Source organism: Chitinispirillales bacterium (genome assembly GCA_031254455.1).
Lineage (GTDB): Bacteria > Fibrobacterota > Chitinivibrionia > Chitinivibrionales > Chitinivibrionaceae > WRFX01.
In genome coordinates this window covers 1-13,607 of record JAIRUI010000065.1, presented here as the reverse complement: position 1 = coordinate 13,607, position 13,607 = coordinate 1, and the positions used below count along the sequence as shown (strand labels likewise).

Annotated in this window: 16 protein-coding genes and 1 pseudogene; 7 read left to right on the top strand and 10 right to left on the bottom strand. The window is 41.4% G+C overall.

What is annotated here, in order from left to right; genetic code table 11:
* The 4 genes from LBH98_04515 to LBH98_04500 all read left to right on the top strand — a co-directional run.
* Positions 1-334 (top strand): hypothetical protein (locus tag LBH98_04515; protein ID MDR0304020.1); only part of this gene is annotated, 334 nt, incomplete at its 5' end.
* Positions 335-473: 139 nt separating this feature from the next.
* Positions 474-1,496 carry a hypothetical protein gene (locus LBH98_04510; protein ID MDR0304019.1) on the top strand — a complete coding sequence of 341 codons (1,023 nt, stop codon included), beginning with the start codon at positions 474-476 and terminating at the stop codon, positions 1,494-1,496.
* A 131-nt stretch (positions 1,497-1,627) separates the two neighbouring features.
* Positions 1,628-3,337, top strand: coding sequence for a phospho-sugar mutase (locus LBH98_04505; protein MDR0304018.1), 1,710 nt, complete (start codon positions 1,628-1,630; stop codon positions 3,335-3,337).
* 15 nt (positions 3,338-3,352) lie between these two features.
* Positions 3,353-4,264, top strand: a complete 912-nt coding sequence (locus LBH98_04500; GenBank protein ID MDR0304017.1) for an aspartate carbamoyltransferase catalytic subunit — start codon at positions 3,353-3,355, stop codon at positions 4,262-4,264.
* Positions 4,265-4,282: 18 nt separating this feature from the next.
* Here the strand turns inward: LBH98_04500 and LBH98_04495 are convergent, their stop codons facing one another.
* Genes LBH98_04495 through flgB form a run of 7 tightly spaced genes read right to left on the bottom strand, consistent with a single transcriptional unit; the run spans position 4,283 to position 9,397 of the window.
* Positions 4,283-5,176: a hypothetical protein gene (locus LBH98_04495; GenBank protein ID MDR0304016.1), complete on the bottom strand. Its 894-nt coding sequence runs from the start codon at positions 5,174-5,176 to the stop codon at positions 4,283-4,285.
* A gap of 12 nt (positions 5,177-5,188) precedes the next feature.
* Positions 5,189-6,238 (bottom strand): flagellar motor switch protein FliG, encoded by a 1,050-nt coding sequence (fliG, locus tag LBH98_04490; protein MDR0304015.1) that lies wholly within the window; start codon positions 6,236-6,238, stop codon positions 5,189-5,191.
* Between the two features lie 15 nt (positions 6,239-6,253).
* Positions 6,254-7,801, bottom strand: a complete 1,548-nt coding sequence (gene fliF / locus LBH98_04485; GenBank protein MDR0304014.1) for a flagellar M-ring protein FliF — start codon at positions 7,799-7,801, stop codon at positions 6,254-6,256.
* A gap of 27 nt (positions 7,802-7,828) precedes the next feature.
* Positions 7,829-8,137 carry a flagellar hook-basal body complex protein FliE gene (fliE, locus tag LBH98_04480; protein ID MDR0304013.1) on the bottom strand — a complete coding sequence of 103 codons (309 nt, stop codon included), beginning with the start codon at positions 8,135-8,137 and terminating at the stop codon, positions 7,829-7,831.
* Between the two features lie 24 nt (positions 8,138-8,161).
* Positions 8,162-8,437 (bottom strand): hypothetical protein, encoded by a 276-nt coding sequence (locus LBH98_04475; protein ID MDR0304012.1) that lies wholly within the window; start codon positions 8,435-8,437, stop codon positions 8,162-8,164.
* Positions 8,438-8,456: 19 nt separating this feature from the next.
* Positions 8,457-8,960 carry a flagellar basal body rod protein FlgC gene (gene flgC / locus LBH98_04470; protein ID MDR0304011.1) on the bottom strand — a complete coding sequence of 168 codons (504 nt, stop codon included), beginning with the start codon at positions 8,958-8,960 and terminating at the stop codon, positions 8,457-8,459.
* Positions 8,961-8,974: 14 nt separating this feature from the next.
* On the bottom strand, positions 8,975-9,397 hold the full coding sequence (gene flgB, locus LBH98_04465) for a flagellar basal body rod protein FlgB (protein MDR0304010.1): 423 nt from the start codon (positions 9,395-9,397) through the stop codon (positions 8,975-8,977).
* 186 nt (positions 9,398-9,583) lie between these two features.
* Between flgB and LBH98_04460 the strand changes: the two are divergent.
* The 3 genes and pseudogenes from LBH98_04460 (at position 9,584) to LBH98_04450 (ending at position 11,067) form a co-directional block, all read left to right on the top strand.
* A pseudogene (locus LBH98_04460) lies at positions 9,584-9,775 on the top strand (tyrosine-type recombinase/integrase).
* A gap of 124 nt (positions 9,776-9,899) precedes the next feature.
* A complete protein-coding gene (locus LBH98_04455; GenBank protein MDR0304009.1) occupies positions 9,900-10,535 on the top strand; it encodes a hypothetical protein in 636 nt (211 codons plus the stop codon).
* Between the two features lie 130 nt (positions 10,536-10,665).
* On the top strand, positions 10,666-11,067 hold the full coding sequence (locus tag LBH98_04450) for a hypothetical protein (protein MDR0304008.1): 402 nt from the start codon (positions 10,666-10,668) through the stop codon (positions 11,065-11,067).
* 36 nt (positions 11,068-11,103) lie between these two features.
* On the opposite strand, the gene LBH98_04445 is transcribed toward LBH98_04450, so the two are convergent.
* Genes LBH98_04445 through LBH98_04435 form a run of 3 tightly spaced genes read right to left on the bottom strand, consistent with a single transcriptional unit; the run spans position 11,104 to position 13,495 of the window.
* The gene (locus LBH98_04445) at positions 11,104-11,820 is read right to left on the bottom strand and encodes a hypothetical protein (GenBank protein MDR0304007.1); all 717 of its coding nucleotides are present in this window, start codon (positions 11,818-11,820) and stop codon (positions 11,104-11,106) included.
* Entirely contained in the window at positions 11,817-13,043 is a 1,227-nt protein-coding gene (locus LBH98_04440; GenBank protein ID MDR0304006.1) for an FAD-dependent oxidoreductase, read from the bottom strand. Before LBH98_04440 ends, LBH98_04445 begins: the two co-directional genes overlap by 4 nt.
* Positions 13,040-13,495 carry a 4Fe-4S binding protein gene (locus tag LBH98_04435; GenBank protein ID MDR0304005.1) on the bottom strand — a complete coding sequence of 152 codons (456 nt, stop codon included), beginning with the start codon at positions 13,493-13,495 and terminating at the stop codon, positions 13,040-13,042. The genes LBH98_04440 and LBH98_04435 overlap by 4 nt, the downstream gene beginning before the upstream one ends.
* Positions 13,496-13,607: the final 112 nt, after the last annotated feature.

Here is a 13,607-nt window from a genome sequence, read left to right as displayed (position 1 = left end):
GCGAGGCGTTTCACAGGTAAATTCGGCGATAAGCGATATGGATCAGATAACGCAGTCGAACGCCGCCGGTTCTGAAGAGTTGGCCGCAAGTTCTCAGGAATTGAATTCTCAATCGCTTGTAATGAACGGTTTGATGGGCGACTTGGTCGGCGTGGTGAGCGGCGAAGCGGCGAAAGCCGAAGGATTGAGACGACATAGCGCAATGGCAGCCGAGAGGAAAACGCATAATATGAAGAGAATATCGTCCGCTAAGAATTTAACGGCTAAACATACGTCGTCGGCTTCACAAACGCTTATTCCGTTTGACGATGATAATAATTCTGGAAATAACTGACGATTTGTTAGTATTTTACTAAAAGAAAACAGTCGGATTCTCCCAATTCGACTGTTTTCTTTTATTCGAATTTATTATTTTCTAAATTATGAAAAAGATAATTATCCTTGAAAGCCAAATAATTACTCCTTTTGGAAACATGCAAGAGACGATAAATAATTTGTATCTCAAAAAATCTGCGATAGAATCTAAAAACTATTCCGGTTTGCCGGTCTCACTTGCTTACGTTAAAGAAAATTATCCGCACGAGCCAAAAAAAATTGTCGAAAATTACAATGATTTCAATAATTATAATTCTTGTGAAACGCTTTTCATCTATTCGGTCGCAAAAGGAGATATAAACCGAATCATTAATAAAAATTATTGCGGTTATTCTCCAATTTTGCAGGAGCAGGCAAAGCAAGTCGCACAGGATTTGGGGCTTGAAAAATGTAATATTATGGTTTCGGCAAACGCCTGTGCGGCGGGTGCGGCGGCGATTGACACTGCGCGGCTTTTTTTGCAGGCGGGTGAATTTGAACAGGCGGTGATTTTCGGTTTTGAACAGATTAGCGAGTTTGTGATAAAGGGATTTAACGCTCTTCAAGCGTTGTCGCCTACCGCTGCAAGACCTTTCGACAAAAATAGGAACGGAATGAGCCTGGGCGAAGGAAGCGGTATTTGCGTTTTGAAACCGGGAATGCCTAAATCCGGTGAAATCTGCGTTTGGGGGAGCGGTGCAAGTAACGATGCGAATCACAGAACGGGACCGTCAAGGACGGGGGACGGCTTGGCTTTGGCGATTGAGCGGGCGTTGAAATCTGCAAATTTGAGTCCGAAAAGAATTTGTGCGATAAAATGCCATGGAACCGCCACACCCTACAACGATGCGATGGAGGCGAAAGCGCTGAAATTGATTTTTGGAGATAATATTCCGCCTATTGTTTCTTTGAAAGGGGCGATAGGGCATTTATCCGGTGCGGGTTCACTGATTGAAACTATAATTTGCGCCGAATTTCTGAAAAACGGCAAGATTGCGCCTACGTTGAATTTTGAAGAATTTGAGGGTGAAGAAAAAATTACGATTTCGGGCGAATGCCAAAATATAAACGGAAATCATATTTTGTGCTTGTCGGCGGGTTTTGGCGGACTTAACGCGGCTGTAATTTTGGGAAAATCGTAAAAAATTGTAACAGGAAACTAAAAATTTGCCGATTCTGCAAAATAATCTCAAATATTTTCGCCTTAACAAACATTTTCCGGCAAATAGTATATTGTACACATCGAAAGTGAAATTAAAATTAAGGAATTTCTATGACAAATGAAGAGATTTTGGTAAAAGCGCAGAAATACGTTACGCAAGAGCGAAACGAAACGTTTCGCAAAGAAGTGGAGAAGTTAATTGCGGACAAAAATTTCGATGAATTGTCCGAAAGATTTTACAAGGATTTGGAGTTCGGCACGGGCGGACTTCGCGGAATAATCGGCGGCGGATACAACAGACTCAACTCTTACACGATACAAAAAGCCACACAGGGATTGGCAAATTACATAACGCGGCAAAAAATCGAAGATCCTTCGGCGGTAATAGCATACGACAGCAGAAACTATTCGGATTTATTCGCAGCGGATGCGGCGCGGGTTTTGGCGGGAAACGGAATTAAAACGTATCTGTTTTCATCGCTTCGTCCGACTCCCGAACTTTCGTTTGCCGTTCGCCAGCTTAAAGCGACAACGGGAATCGTAGTAACGGCAAGCCATAATCCTGCCAAATACAACGGTTACAAGGTTTACTGGAGCGACGGATGTCAGGTTACCCCTCCTCATGACGATGCAATAGTGGAACTTGCAAACAAAGTAGAAACAATAAAAATTGCAGACAAAGACGAAAACATAGTTTATATAGACGAAGAAATCGACAGAAAATATATTGATATGGTGAAGAATCTGTCCATTCGTCCCGACCTTATAAAAGAAAAAGGAAAATCTGTGAAAGTGGTTTACACTCCGCTTCACGGGTCTGGGAAAATGCCTGTTTCGCGCGCGTTGAGCGAAATGGGAATCGATGTAATCTGGGTAGAAGAGCAAAAAGAACCGGACGGTAATTTTTCTACGGTTAAAAAACCAAATCCCGAAGAAAAGGAAGCGTTGCAACTGTCGCTTGATTTGGGCAAGAAAGTCGGCGCCGATTTGATTTTGGCGACAGACCCAGACGCCGACAGATTGGGTATAGCGGTTCCCGACGAAAACGGCGAGTTTGTGCTTGTCACGGGGAATCAGTTGGGCGCACTGCTTTCGGATTACATCTTTTCATCGAAGAAAAATCTCGGCGCGCTGCCTGCAAAACCTGCGTTTATCAAAACAATAGTGACTACGAATCTGCAAAAGAAAATCGCCGACTTTTACGGCGCAGCGACATTCGACGTTCTCACGGGATTCAAATATATCGGAGAAAAAATCCGCGAATTTGAAACGGGAACCGAAGGCTACGAATACTTATTCGGCGGTGAAGAGAGTTACGGTTATTTAATCGGAACGAGCGTTCGTGACAAAGATGCGGTAAGCGCGGCGGTTATGACTGCGGAAATGACGCTTTTCCACAGGAGTCAGGGACGTTCTATTTTACAGCAGTTGCGCAATTTATGGAAACAGTTCGGTTTTTATCAGGAAACGCTTATTAACCTTGACTTTGAAGGGCAGGCGGGAATTGCGAAAATGGATTCTATTATGAAAAGATTGCGTGAAAAGATTCCTGCAACGATAAACGCTGTCAAAGTAGTAGAAGTTAAAGACTACAAAACGTCACAAGTTTTATCGTCGGACGGAAAAGAAAAAGCAAAGATTTTACTTCCGAAATCAAATGTTTTGCAGTTTATTTTAGAGGACGAAACGGTCATTACCGCAAGACCTTCGGGAACCGAACCGAAAATTAAATTTTACGCTTCCGTTTACAGCGACGGCGAAGAAGCCGCAAAGAAAAAGGCGGCTGATTTTGACAAGGCTATTCGTACGTTGGTCGGATAAATTTTGCAGGGAAAAATGCTGAAAATTAAACATCTGCTCGGTCTCAAAGACGTTTGTAAAGACGATATTGTAACTATTTTGGACACTGCCGACAAATTTTGTGACACCCTGAACGGCGAAAATACCGTTTCCGGGTTACTCAAAGGTAAAACCGTCGTAAATTTGTTTTATGAAAATTCTACGCGCACACGAATTTCGTTTGAATTGGCTCAAAAGCGGCTCGGCGCAAATCCGCTTAACTTTTCGGTTTCGCAAAGTTCGGTCAGCAAAGGCGAATCGCTCAAAGATACTGTTCAGAATATAGAAGCGATGAAAATAGATATGATTGTCGTCAGGCATTCGGCAAGCGGAGTTCCGGGTTTTATAACCGAATTTTCCAACGCGGTGGTAATAAACGCCGGCGACGGGTTTAACGAGCATCCCACGCAGGCGCTTTTGGATATAATGACGATTCGCCGGAAACTCGGAAGGCTTGAAGGCGTAAAAGTTGCGATAATCGGCGATATTCTTCACAGCCGCGTCGCAAGAAGCAACGTATGGGGAATGAAAACTTTGGGTATGGACGTGACTTTGTGCGGACCGGCGACATTTCTTCCGCAGCATCCGGAATTACTTGGAGTTAAGACAACGACAAACATTTATGAGGCGATAAGAGACGCCGACGCAGTGATGCTTTTGCGTCTGCAATTGGAACGGCAGGACAGCGGGCTGTTTCCATCGGTTCGCGAATATCGCAAATTATACGGGCTTGACGTTGAAAAATTATCCGAAATGAAAGAATCGGCGATAATTATGCATCCGGGACCTATAAATCGAAGCGTAGAAATCGCGTCCGAAGTCGCCGACTGCAGTCGTAACGTAATTTTAGATCAGGTTACAAACGGAGTGGCGGCGAGAATGGCGGCGCTTTCACTTTTGGGCGGGTAAGTGACGTTTAATGATTTGTTATGAAACTTCCTGATTGTCTGATTCTTCATTCGTTTCGCTTTCGTCAGGAAGTTTATTTGAAGTATCGCTGTTTTTTGTCTCGTTATATATTTTCTCGACCAACTCTAACACGTTTTCGGTTCTTTTTTCAACCTGAGCGTCAACAATTGTGGAATTAGTCTCAATCAAACAACCGCCGGTTTTTATATGTTCGTCTGGAATAACGTCGATTGTGTATATTCCGTCGTTATGTCGGTTAAACGAAGATATGCTTTCTTTAACATATTCGTAATCGTCTTTTGAAACACGAATAGTAATTTCGTCTCTTTGAGAAAGATATGAAAGAGATTTCTTTATTATGTTTATAATTAAATACGGTTTTGATATTATTTCTGTCGCAAGAATCTTTTTTATGCATAAAACTATCAATTGATAAATATCTTCTTCAAGCGATTTGAAGTGCTTTAATCTATCTTCAAGTTCCTGATTTATTTGCGTTGTGAGCCGCGCTTGCGATTCTGTTTTTATTTTATTTTCAATTTCGTTTATGATGGTTTTTGTTTTTTCTTGACTTTCGGCGATACCGTCGGATTTTCCGGCTTCATACGATTTTTCCGTCGCTTCTTTTATTTCTTCATCTTTTTGCCTTATAATATCTTCTAATTCTAAAATCTTTTTTTCCGCTTCTAAAACAACTATTTCTTTATCGGTAAAAATCGTTTCGTTTTCGCGTGATTTTTCTTCGGTTTCAATATTAAAAACTTCCGGAGCGTGCATGTTGAACGAACGTGTAGATGAAATGGAATCGGATTTGGCGCGTAATATTTTTCTTATCCCTACTAACGCCGGATCTTTTCGTTTTAGTAATTCATTTATAAGTTCGTGTGTTTGCTTTTCTTCGTTATTGTCCATAGTTTTTCCTCGTTAAACAATAATATCGTCGCTTCCGCCGCGTCCTCTGACGATAATTTCGCCTTTTTCTTCAAGTTGGCGAACTACATCCACTATTTTCTGTTGAACGACTTCAACGTCTTTCAAACGTAAAGGTCCTAAATATGAAATTTCTTCACGAAGCATTTCCGCCGCACGCATAGACATGTTGTTCATAAATTTTTCTTGCAAATCCTGCGACGCTCCTTTTAGCGCTATTGATAGGTCTTTGCTATCGACCGATTTAAGAACAACGCGCATTGAAGAATCGTCAAGAAGCATAATATCTTCAAATACAAACATAAGATTCTTGATTTCTGTCGCTAAATCCGGACTTTCTCTTTCAAGCGATTCTAAAATATTCTTTTCAGCCGAACGATCTATGTTATTAAGAATTTCGGCAACCGCCTTAATTCCTCCGATTTCTGATATATCGCCGCCGAATAGCGATTTAATCTGATCTATCAAAACTTCTTCTACCAAATCTAAAGTATCGGGGGAAACATTTTCCATTGTTGCGATTCTGCTTGCGACATCAACCTGTACGTCCTGCGGGAGCTGAGATAATATCGGCGCCGCCGCCGCCGGTTCCATGTGCGCCAAAAGGAGTGAAATTGTTTGCGGATGCTCTTTACGCATAAAATTCACCAATTGAGAGGGATCTACTCTTTCAAGTAAATCGAATCCGGTAGTCCGTATTCTCTGCTGAACCCTTTCCATTATTTCTTTGGCTTTTCTAGCGCCTAAAGCATCTTCTAAGATTTCACGGGCATAATCAACACCTCCCTGTGAAATATATTGGTATGCCATAGATAACGTGGTAAATTCTTGAAGAACCGCTTCACGCGTTTCAATTGTAACATCGTCAAGGCGAGCTATTTCCGTCGTAAGCAATTCAACATCTTTTTCGCTAAGGTGTTTTATGACTTGCGCCGATGCGTTACTTCCGAGTGCAACCATGACTATAGCGGCTTTTCGCGGACCGGGGACGTTTTTTGCAAGAGACGCTATTCCTCCGCCTTCGTAATGGTTTTCGTAACCCAAAGTTATCCTCCGTTACTAATCTTTCTTTGTTATCGGCTCATTCAGCCAGTCCGTTATAATTCTAACAACGCTCTGTGGATCGTTTTCCGTCATTATTTCTACTTTCTCAAGCAGTTCGTTAGATCTTGAGACATTTAACGGAACTTCCACAACTTCTTCTTCGCTGTTTATATTCGGAATTTCGACTTCCGGTATAGGCGGATTCATTGCTTCACCGAGTGTTTTTGCCACGCTTCTCAAAATAATAAATGCAATAATCGCAATCAAAACTAATGCTACATAATTTATGATTCGCCTCCAAAATTCGTCTTTTTTACTCAATTCTGTTTCATGTTCGAAAAACATTCGTGATTCGTCGTCAAACTGTACATTTATAACAGATACCTGATCGCCTCGCGTCAAATCGTATCCGACTGCGTTTTTTACCATTGTTTCAAAACTTGTGATCTCTTCAGGCGTTCTGGGGCTGTAAATTCTCGCTCCTTTTTCGCCTCTTGAATACCTTCCGTCCACCATAACAGCCGCTGTCAACCGTTTAATCGTCCCGATTTCGTGAATAATGTGTTCAACGGTTTTGTCTATTTCGTAATTCGCTAAAGAACGTTCGTTAGTTCTGTCTCCGTCAGGCGCATTGGTGACGCTGGTTTCGTTTCTTTCTTCGGAACGGGCGACTCTGCTTTCAGGATTGTACTTTTCAAGCGTACTTTCAACTCGGTTAAAATCTAAGTCCGCAGTGATTTTTACGCTGACTTTTCCGCTGCCTAAAACTTGTTCGAACAGCGAAATAACTTTTTTTTCCAGATTTTTTTCGACATCCTGACGCATTTCCATATTTCTGCTTCCGATTAAAGCGGCGTCGTTTTCGTCTGCCGGTCTTGAAAGCACCCGTCCTTGAAAATCTACTATTGAAATACTGTTGATTGCCAAGCCATCGACGCTGCTTGCCGCTAAATATGCGATACCATTAATCTGTTCTCTGTTGAGTGTTCTGTTCGCGCGGATTTTGACGGCGATAGCCGCTTTTGCCGGTTTTTTTTCTTCAAGGAAAAGAGATTCTTCCGGTAAAGTCAAATGAACTCTCGCATCTTCGACTTCGCCGATTGACTTTATTGTCCGCGTCAATTCGCCTTCAAGAGCTCTTCTGGCTTTTAATTTCAATTCAAAATCGGTATCTCCGAAATTTTTTGAGTCGAATAGTTCCCATCCGACGCCTCTGTTTGCCGGAAGCCCTTCGCGTGCGAGCGCCATTTTCGCTTCATAATATGATTTTTCTTCGACATCGACGGAAGTTCCGTTGTTAGATATTTTGTATTTGAATCCGGCTTGGCTTAAAGCGTCGGTGACATTAGCCAATTCTTCTATGGGGAGATTAGAGAATAATTTTTTGTATCCGTTTCCGGCGCTTCCGCTACTGCCGCCGCTTGCTCCGTTCCATATCGCAAGCCACAACAGACCCACAAACATAAGTATGGTGAGCGCCGCTATTATAATTTGCTGTTGAACAGATAATTTTCTCCAAACATCGGAAGTTTGGGTCAAAAGCTGCTTAAAAAAATCTCCCATACACCTCCTATAGAAAATTAACGAGAACTACAGCCGCATTCTCATCACTTCTTCATAAGCCGTCATAACTTTGTTCCGCATTTCCATCATCATGTTGAATGCGGTTTTTGCTTCTTCCGCAGCATTCATAACTTGATGAACGTCTGTAATTTCTCCGGCAGCCATCTTTTGGATTGAAACATCCGCCTGATTCTGCATAGAGTTTACATCTTTTAGAAAACCCGCCAAAGTTTCCTTGAAATTCGGACCTGCGGTTTCGCTGGGCTTTTGAATGCCGCGTACGGAATTTGTCGTTCCGGCGGAACCTATTCCGCGAATAGCATCAATGTTTCCCATAGCAAACTCCTCTAATAAAATAATTTATGCGTAAGTGTCAAAACGAGAACCGAGACGATTTGGCGTCTGTTCTTGTTTTTTATTTGAATTTCCATACAATCTATCTACCAATTTGCCGGAATTTTGCGATATATCCGTAACGTTTTGCGTAAATCCCGATATTTTTGTCAAATTATTTGTCGAATTTGTTTTGACTTTATTTACGCTTTCCGTCGAACGCGATAATGCGGTGTTTTTTTGCCGCGCGGCAGCCATTACGGCTTGCAGGTCAGTGTATGTTTTTGAATTTGTTATTTCCATTTTTCCTCACTCGTTTTAGTTATTGAAATACCGACATCATCATTTGCTTTGTCGCGTTAAACGCCGTTACATTCGCCTCATAAGCGCGCGACGCATTTATCATATCGGTCATTTCTTCGATAATGTTTATGTTTGGAAGCGCAACATATCCTTCTTCGTTTGCGTCTGGATGAGACGGATCGTATTGCATTCTCGCCTCTTTTGAGTCTTTACGAATTTCAGCAACTCGAACCCCTTGTCCGGCTTCCAAATCGTAAAGAGAGTATCTTCTTGCCGGAATTACAGCGTGATTTTGATGAGTGGCGGTCGTCGAAAGACCTTTTTCTTCGCGCATTCCTATCATCGAATCGCGTCCGTCCGCTTCAAAAACCACAAATTCTCTTTTGTACGGTCCGCCTTCGGGAGTTCTTGTAGTTTCGGCGTTCGCCAAATTTGAAGTAATCACCCCATGCTTAATTCTTTGCGCCCGCATTCCGGAAGCGCTTATTCTCATTGCCGAAAAAAGTCCGTTAATATCCGACATATCTTACCCCTTTGTTATTTTAACGACTGCCCTTGAATTGCCGAGTTTAGTTTGTCATGGCTGCTTTTTAGCAATTTCATCGCATAACTGAAACCGATTTGATTTTCCGCAAGCTGCGCCATTTCAAAATCAATGTCCACGTTATTTACGCCGCTTGACATCGTGTGGTCAACGGGTTCTATCACCTCAAACTGTACGTCGCCTACTTTTGGCCGTCCCAATTCAAAGTGTTTGCCGTTTGTCCTTGCTCCCTGTAAACGCGATCTGTCAAGCGCTTCAGCCAAACTTTCTTCAAATTTTACTTCTTTTCTGTGATAACCCGGCGTTTCTACGTTCGCAATATTATTGACGATAACCTTTTGCCGCGCCGCTCTTGCGTCTAACGATTTGGCAAGCGCCGCGTTTTTATTTCCGCCCATAATAAGTTCATGCAACATAACAAACTCCTTTTTGTGAAATTTATTCAAATTTTGTGCCAATTTAGCAGTTTCGTTGTTTTTTCGTAAAAGAATTTCCATTTTTTTATAAAGTACGGAATTTTTTTCGTGTTATGGGAAATTTTTTCATAAAAGAAAGCGTCTGTAAAGAAATATGCTAAAATGGCTAATTACAATAATAATGTAACGCCTCACATGTTTCGCCATTTTTTCGCTACACTGCTGCTTGAAGAAGACGTGGATATACGATACATACAAAAATTACTCGGACATAGTTCAATTACGACAACTCAAATATATACTCATGTTTCGACTGCCAATCAAAAAGAGATTTTGGCAAAGAAACATCCGAGAAATAAGATTGTGATAATTTCTTGATCCAATGATTAATCAAGAGAATTTATCTCATATTTCTGTAAACCATTTCGCTTTCTTTCTCGTGCCTTTTGTTTTGAGGCGAATATTATTTTGAGGCGATAATTTATTAACTTGGAGACTGTAAATGGAAAAAGAAACAGAAATGCTCTTACAAGACCTGATTAAACGACAGGCAGAGGCAAGTAGCCAGATTAAAGAAAATGACAAAAGATTTGCAGAATCAAGAGAACAACAAAAGAAACGCGATGAAGAACTAGACAAAAGATTTGCAAAATTAGGGAAATTTTTAGATGAAGTTGGAGAACGTATTGACAAAATCAACGAAATTGTAAACGGCACAAGCGAAAGCAACGGAAAATTCAGCGAAACTTATTTTTACAATTCACTTTTTAACTCAATGCGTTTCGGCGGCAAGGATTTTGACGAAATAGAGAAAGGAATGAAAAGAGCTAGGAAATTGCCTGACGGCGAGAAATTAAGAGGCGAATACGACGTAGTAATGTATAACGGTGACACGGTCGCTCTTATTGAGATAAAATATAAAGTGCGAAACAAAGACATTGAAACGTTGACAGGTAAACAGGTAAATGTTTTCAGACAATTATTTCCGCAATACGCCGAACATAAGTTTTATTTGGGAATAGCTGGAATGTCGTTTGAAGGCGACGCTGAAGAAGAGGCGTTAAAACAAGGCGTTGGAATATTGCGTCCCAGCGGTGAAAACGTTGAAATTCTTGATAAAGACTTGAAAGCTTATTAGAGATTAAAGCGGTCATTTACGATAGTATCGGCAATTTTGTGTTTGAAAGAACCGAGCGTAGTTTCGAAGTCGAGTGGGATTTGGCGAATATTATTTTACATATTGTGAGGAATTTAATAGAGGAGAAAATATGGTGAATAAAAAAATATTGATTTTATTTACGATTTGTATATCGATATTTACAATTTCATGTACAAAAAAGGAACTTTCAAGCGTAGATTTTCAAATTGAGTTTACCACATTTATATATGAGGACGCAAATGGAGTTTTTTTATGTTCATACGATCCGGGTGATGTGAAGATGTGGCAATGGGCGAATCCGACAGCCGGTGAAAATAGTTACGTATATCTTCAAAGAAATACGGAAACGAAAAAAGTTGACGAATGCCCTGAGAAAGATATGCGCGTAGGTTTTGATAACGATAGCGAATTAAACATGTTTTTATCCCTGATTTCCGTTATATACGACGAACTTTCGGATGCTGAAAAACAGTTATGCGAAAGAGAAAATTTGTATGTTCGGATGAAATAACCATACAAGAATAATGTCGAACCCGTTATTCTGTTTTTAATTTGCGGTATAAAGTTGTTTGTACGGATTTTTCGCGTTAGGTTTCAATACATAAAATCTGTCTTTCAAAAGCGCTTCTTCGTCCACCCCGAAATTTTGAGCGAACTCGGCAATATACGGTTTAATTTCCTGCAAATCTTTCTGTGACGCAATTTCTGCGATAACCTGTGCGGGTAATCCGGAAAGTTCCTTATCTGTTCTTATGAAAATTTTTCCGCCGTGCATTCCAGTTCCCGTAAAATTGCCGACAGGAACTGCGTTCGCTCCTATGCCAAGCGCTACGATAAGTCCGCCGGCAAGATATTCTCCCAAGAAACTGCCAGCTTTTCCGCCGATAACGATTACGGGAGTTTTAGTCTTATACTCTTTCATATGAATACCCGTTCTGTAACCGGAATCTCCTTTTACAAAAATTGCACCGCCGCGCATAGCATAACCCAAAGCGTCGCCCGCACTGCCGTGAATAATAATTTTCCCGTCGTTCATGGTGTCGCCTACGGCGTCCTGCGCATTGCCGTTTACTTTGATAATCCCGCCGTCAAGATACGCACCCAAAGCGTTACCCGGGGTTCCGTTTACGGTGAGTGTTTTTTTCTCAAGCGCACAGCCGATAAAACGTTGTCCATAACACCCGTCTATGCAAACATCGTCCGAAGCAGCCCTTATCTGTTCGTTCAGTTCCTTAAAATCAATGTTCTTAGCTGATATATTCATTTTGCTTTGCCTCCCAACTTGATATTTCTTTCTTCTTTAGTAAACGCCATAAGCCCGGGTTTTTCGCATACAAGCGCGAAATCAATACTGTCAAGGGCTGTACGTTCGCGAATCAAACTCGTATAAATTCCCGCTTTTTCCACATTTCCTATAAGAATATAGCCGTTCAGTTTATTGCCGGCGTAAAATAAGCGTTTGTAACTTCCGTTTTCGTTTGCGCAATATTTTTCTCCCCCGTAATTACCGGCTGTTATAACATGCAAACCGAAAAATCCTATAGCGTTCATCGCAATCGCCTTATCAAATATTTTTTCGCCGCCAGCCATATTTATTCCTGCGCATTCACCCTGCATATAAGCGTTTGGCAAAAGCGCCATAATTTTATTTTGACCGCATGATACGTCAAGCGTTTGCGTACAGTCCCCAGCGGCATAAATATCGCATGCGCTCGTCTGAGATTTTTCATTTATTACGATGCCGCGCTCAATGTTTACTATGTCTTTAAGTAAAGCGGTATTTGGGCGAACTCCCACCGCTAAAACAAGAATGTCGAAATCAATTTTATCGCCGCCGTTCAAAATTGCACGGTTGCCGTCAAATCTTTTCACGCCGTCGCAGAGTTTGAACTCTATCCCTTTGCTTTCCAAATGATTTTGCACTAATTTTGCGCCGTCGTCGTCAAGAATGCTCGACAGAATTCTTGACGCAAGGTCGATTACGCAAATATGCGCCGCCTTATTTAAAATTCCTTCCGCACATTTTAAGCCGATAAGTCCTGCGCCGATAATCAATACTTTTTTATTTTTGTCAAGCGATTTTTCTAAATTTTTCGCATCGTCCAAACTCATAAACGTAAATTTTTCCTTTACGGAATCAAGCCCTTCAAACTGCGGAATAAACGCCGAGGAACCGGTTGCCGCAAGGAGTTTGTCGTAAGATATTTTTTCGCCGTTCGATAAAATCGCCTGCTTGCTTTTCGCATCGATTTCAATAACTTTCGCATTAATCAGATAAACGTTGTTTTTCGTATAAAAATCGTCGCCGCGATATTTCATTTTTTCCTGCGAGACCTTGCCGAACAAAAGATATGAAATCAATGGGCGGGAATATGTGTGATGAGGTTCGTCGGCGATAATCGTGATTTCGCCTTGTTTGTCTATTTGTCGAATCCCTTCAACTCCTCCGATCGCCGCCGCGGAATTACCTATGATAAGATATTTCATTCTTGACCTCTTTCCTCAAAAACGATAGCTGCGTTTGGACAGCCTCTCACACAAGCAGGCTGGAATCCTACGGACGTATTTCTAACGGAAGTTTTAACGCATAATTCGCATTTTTGCACCGCACCGTCGTCCGAAGGAGAAATTGCGCCGTAAGGACAACTCAAAATACAAGTATAACAACTGACACACCTGTCGCCGTCTATCGTGATAACGCCGTTTGTGACGCTTAACGCACCCGTTATGCAACCCTTAACGCACAGCGGCTCGCGGCAGTGACGACAGGAAACGGCAAAACTTACCTCGTCTTTTTTTTCAATTTTTATCCGCGGATTTATTTTGCTGTCTTTGAGCGCTCTTGCCATATCTTTTTCGTTTGTTCCGGAAAAAGCGCAGTAATATTCGCACAAATGACAACCTAAACACCATTTTTCATTTACATAAACTCTTTTCATATTATTATTCTCCGGCGTGTTTAATGCCCAAAATCGAAAGTTCTTTTTCGTTCAACCCAATGCCTCGAAGCATAAGTCGATTCCCTTTCAAACTTTCAATGGAATTTATTCC

Coding starts and splice junctions, on each gene's coding strand:
- LBH98_04450 (MDR0304008.1), top strand. CDS start 10,666: ATGGTGAATAAAAAAATATTGATTTTATTTACGATTTGTATATCGATA.
- fliE (MDR0304013.1), bottom strand. CDS start 8,137: ATGGGAAACATTGATGCTATTCGCGGAATAGGTTCCGCCGGAACGACA.
- flgB (MDR0304010.1), bottom strand. CDS start 9,397: ATGTTGCATGAACTTATTATGGGCGGAAATAAAAACGCGGCGCTTGCC.
- LBH98_04505 (MDR0304018.1), top strand. CDS start 1,628: ATGACAAATGAAGAGATTTTGGTAAAAGCGCAGAAATACGTTACGCAA.
- LBH98_04440 (MDR0304006.1), bottom strand. CDS start 13,043: ATGAAATATCTTATCATAGGTAATTCCGCGGCGGCGATCGGAGGAGTT.
- LBH98_04495 (MDR0304016.1), bottom strand. CDS start 5,176: ATGGACAATAACGAAGAAAAGCAAACACACGAACTTATAAATGAATTA.
- fliF (MDR0304014.1), bottom strand. CDS start 7,801: ATGGGAGATTTTTTTAAGCAGCTTTTGACCCAAACTTCCGATGTTTGG.
- LBH98_04510 (MDR0304019.1), top strand. CDS start 474: ATGCAAGAGACGATAAATAATTTGTATCTCAAAAAATCTGCGATAGAA.
- LBH98_04455 (MDR0304009.1), top strand. CDS start 9,900: ATGGAAAAAGAAACAGAAATGCTCTTACAAGACCTGATTAAACGACAG.
- LBH98_04435 (MDR0304005.1), bottom strand. CDS start 13,495: ATGAAAAGAGTTTATGTAAATGAAAAATGGTGTTTAGGTTGTCATTTG.
- LBH98_04445 (MDR0304007.1), bottom strand. CDS start 11,820: ATGAATATATCAGCTAAGAACATTGATTTTAAGGAACTGAACGAACAG.
- LBH98_04500 (MDR0304017.1), top strand. CDS start 3,353: ATGCTGAAAATTAAACATCTGCTCGGTCTCAAAGACGTTTGTAAAGAC.
- LBH98_04475 (MDR0304012.1), bottom strand. CDS start 8,437: ATGGAAATAACAAATTCAAAAACATACACTGACCTGCAAGCCGTAATG.
- flgC (MDR0304011.1), bottom strand. CDS start 8,960: ATGTCGGATATTAACGGACTTTTTTCGGCAATGAGAATAAGCGCTTCC.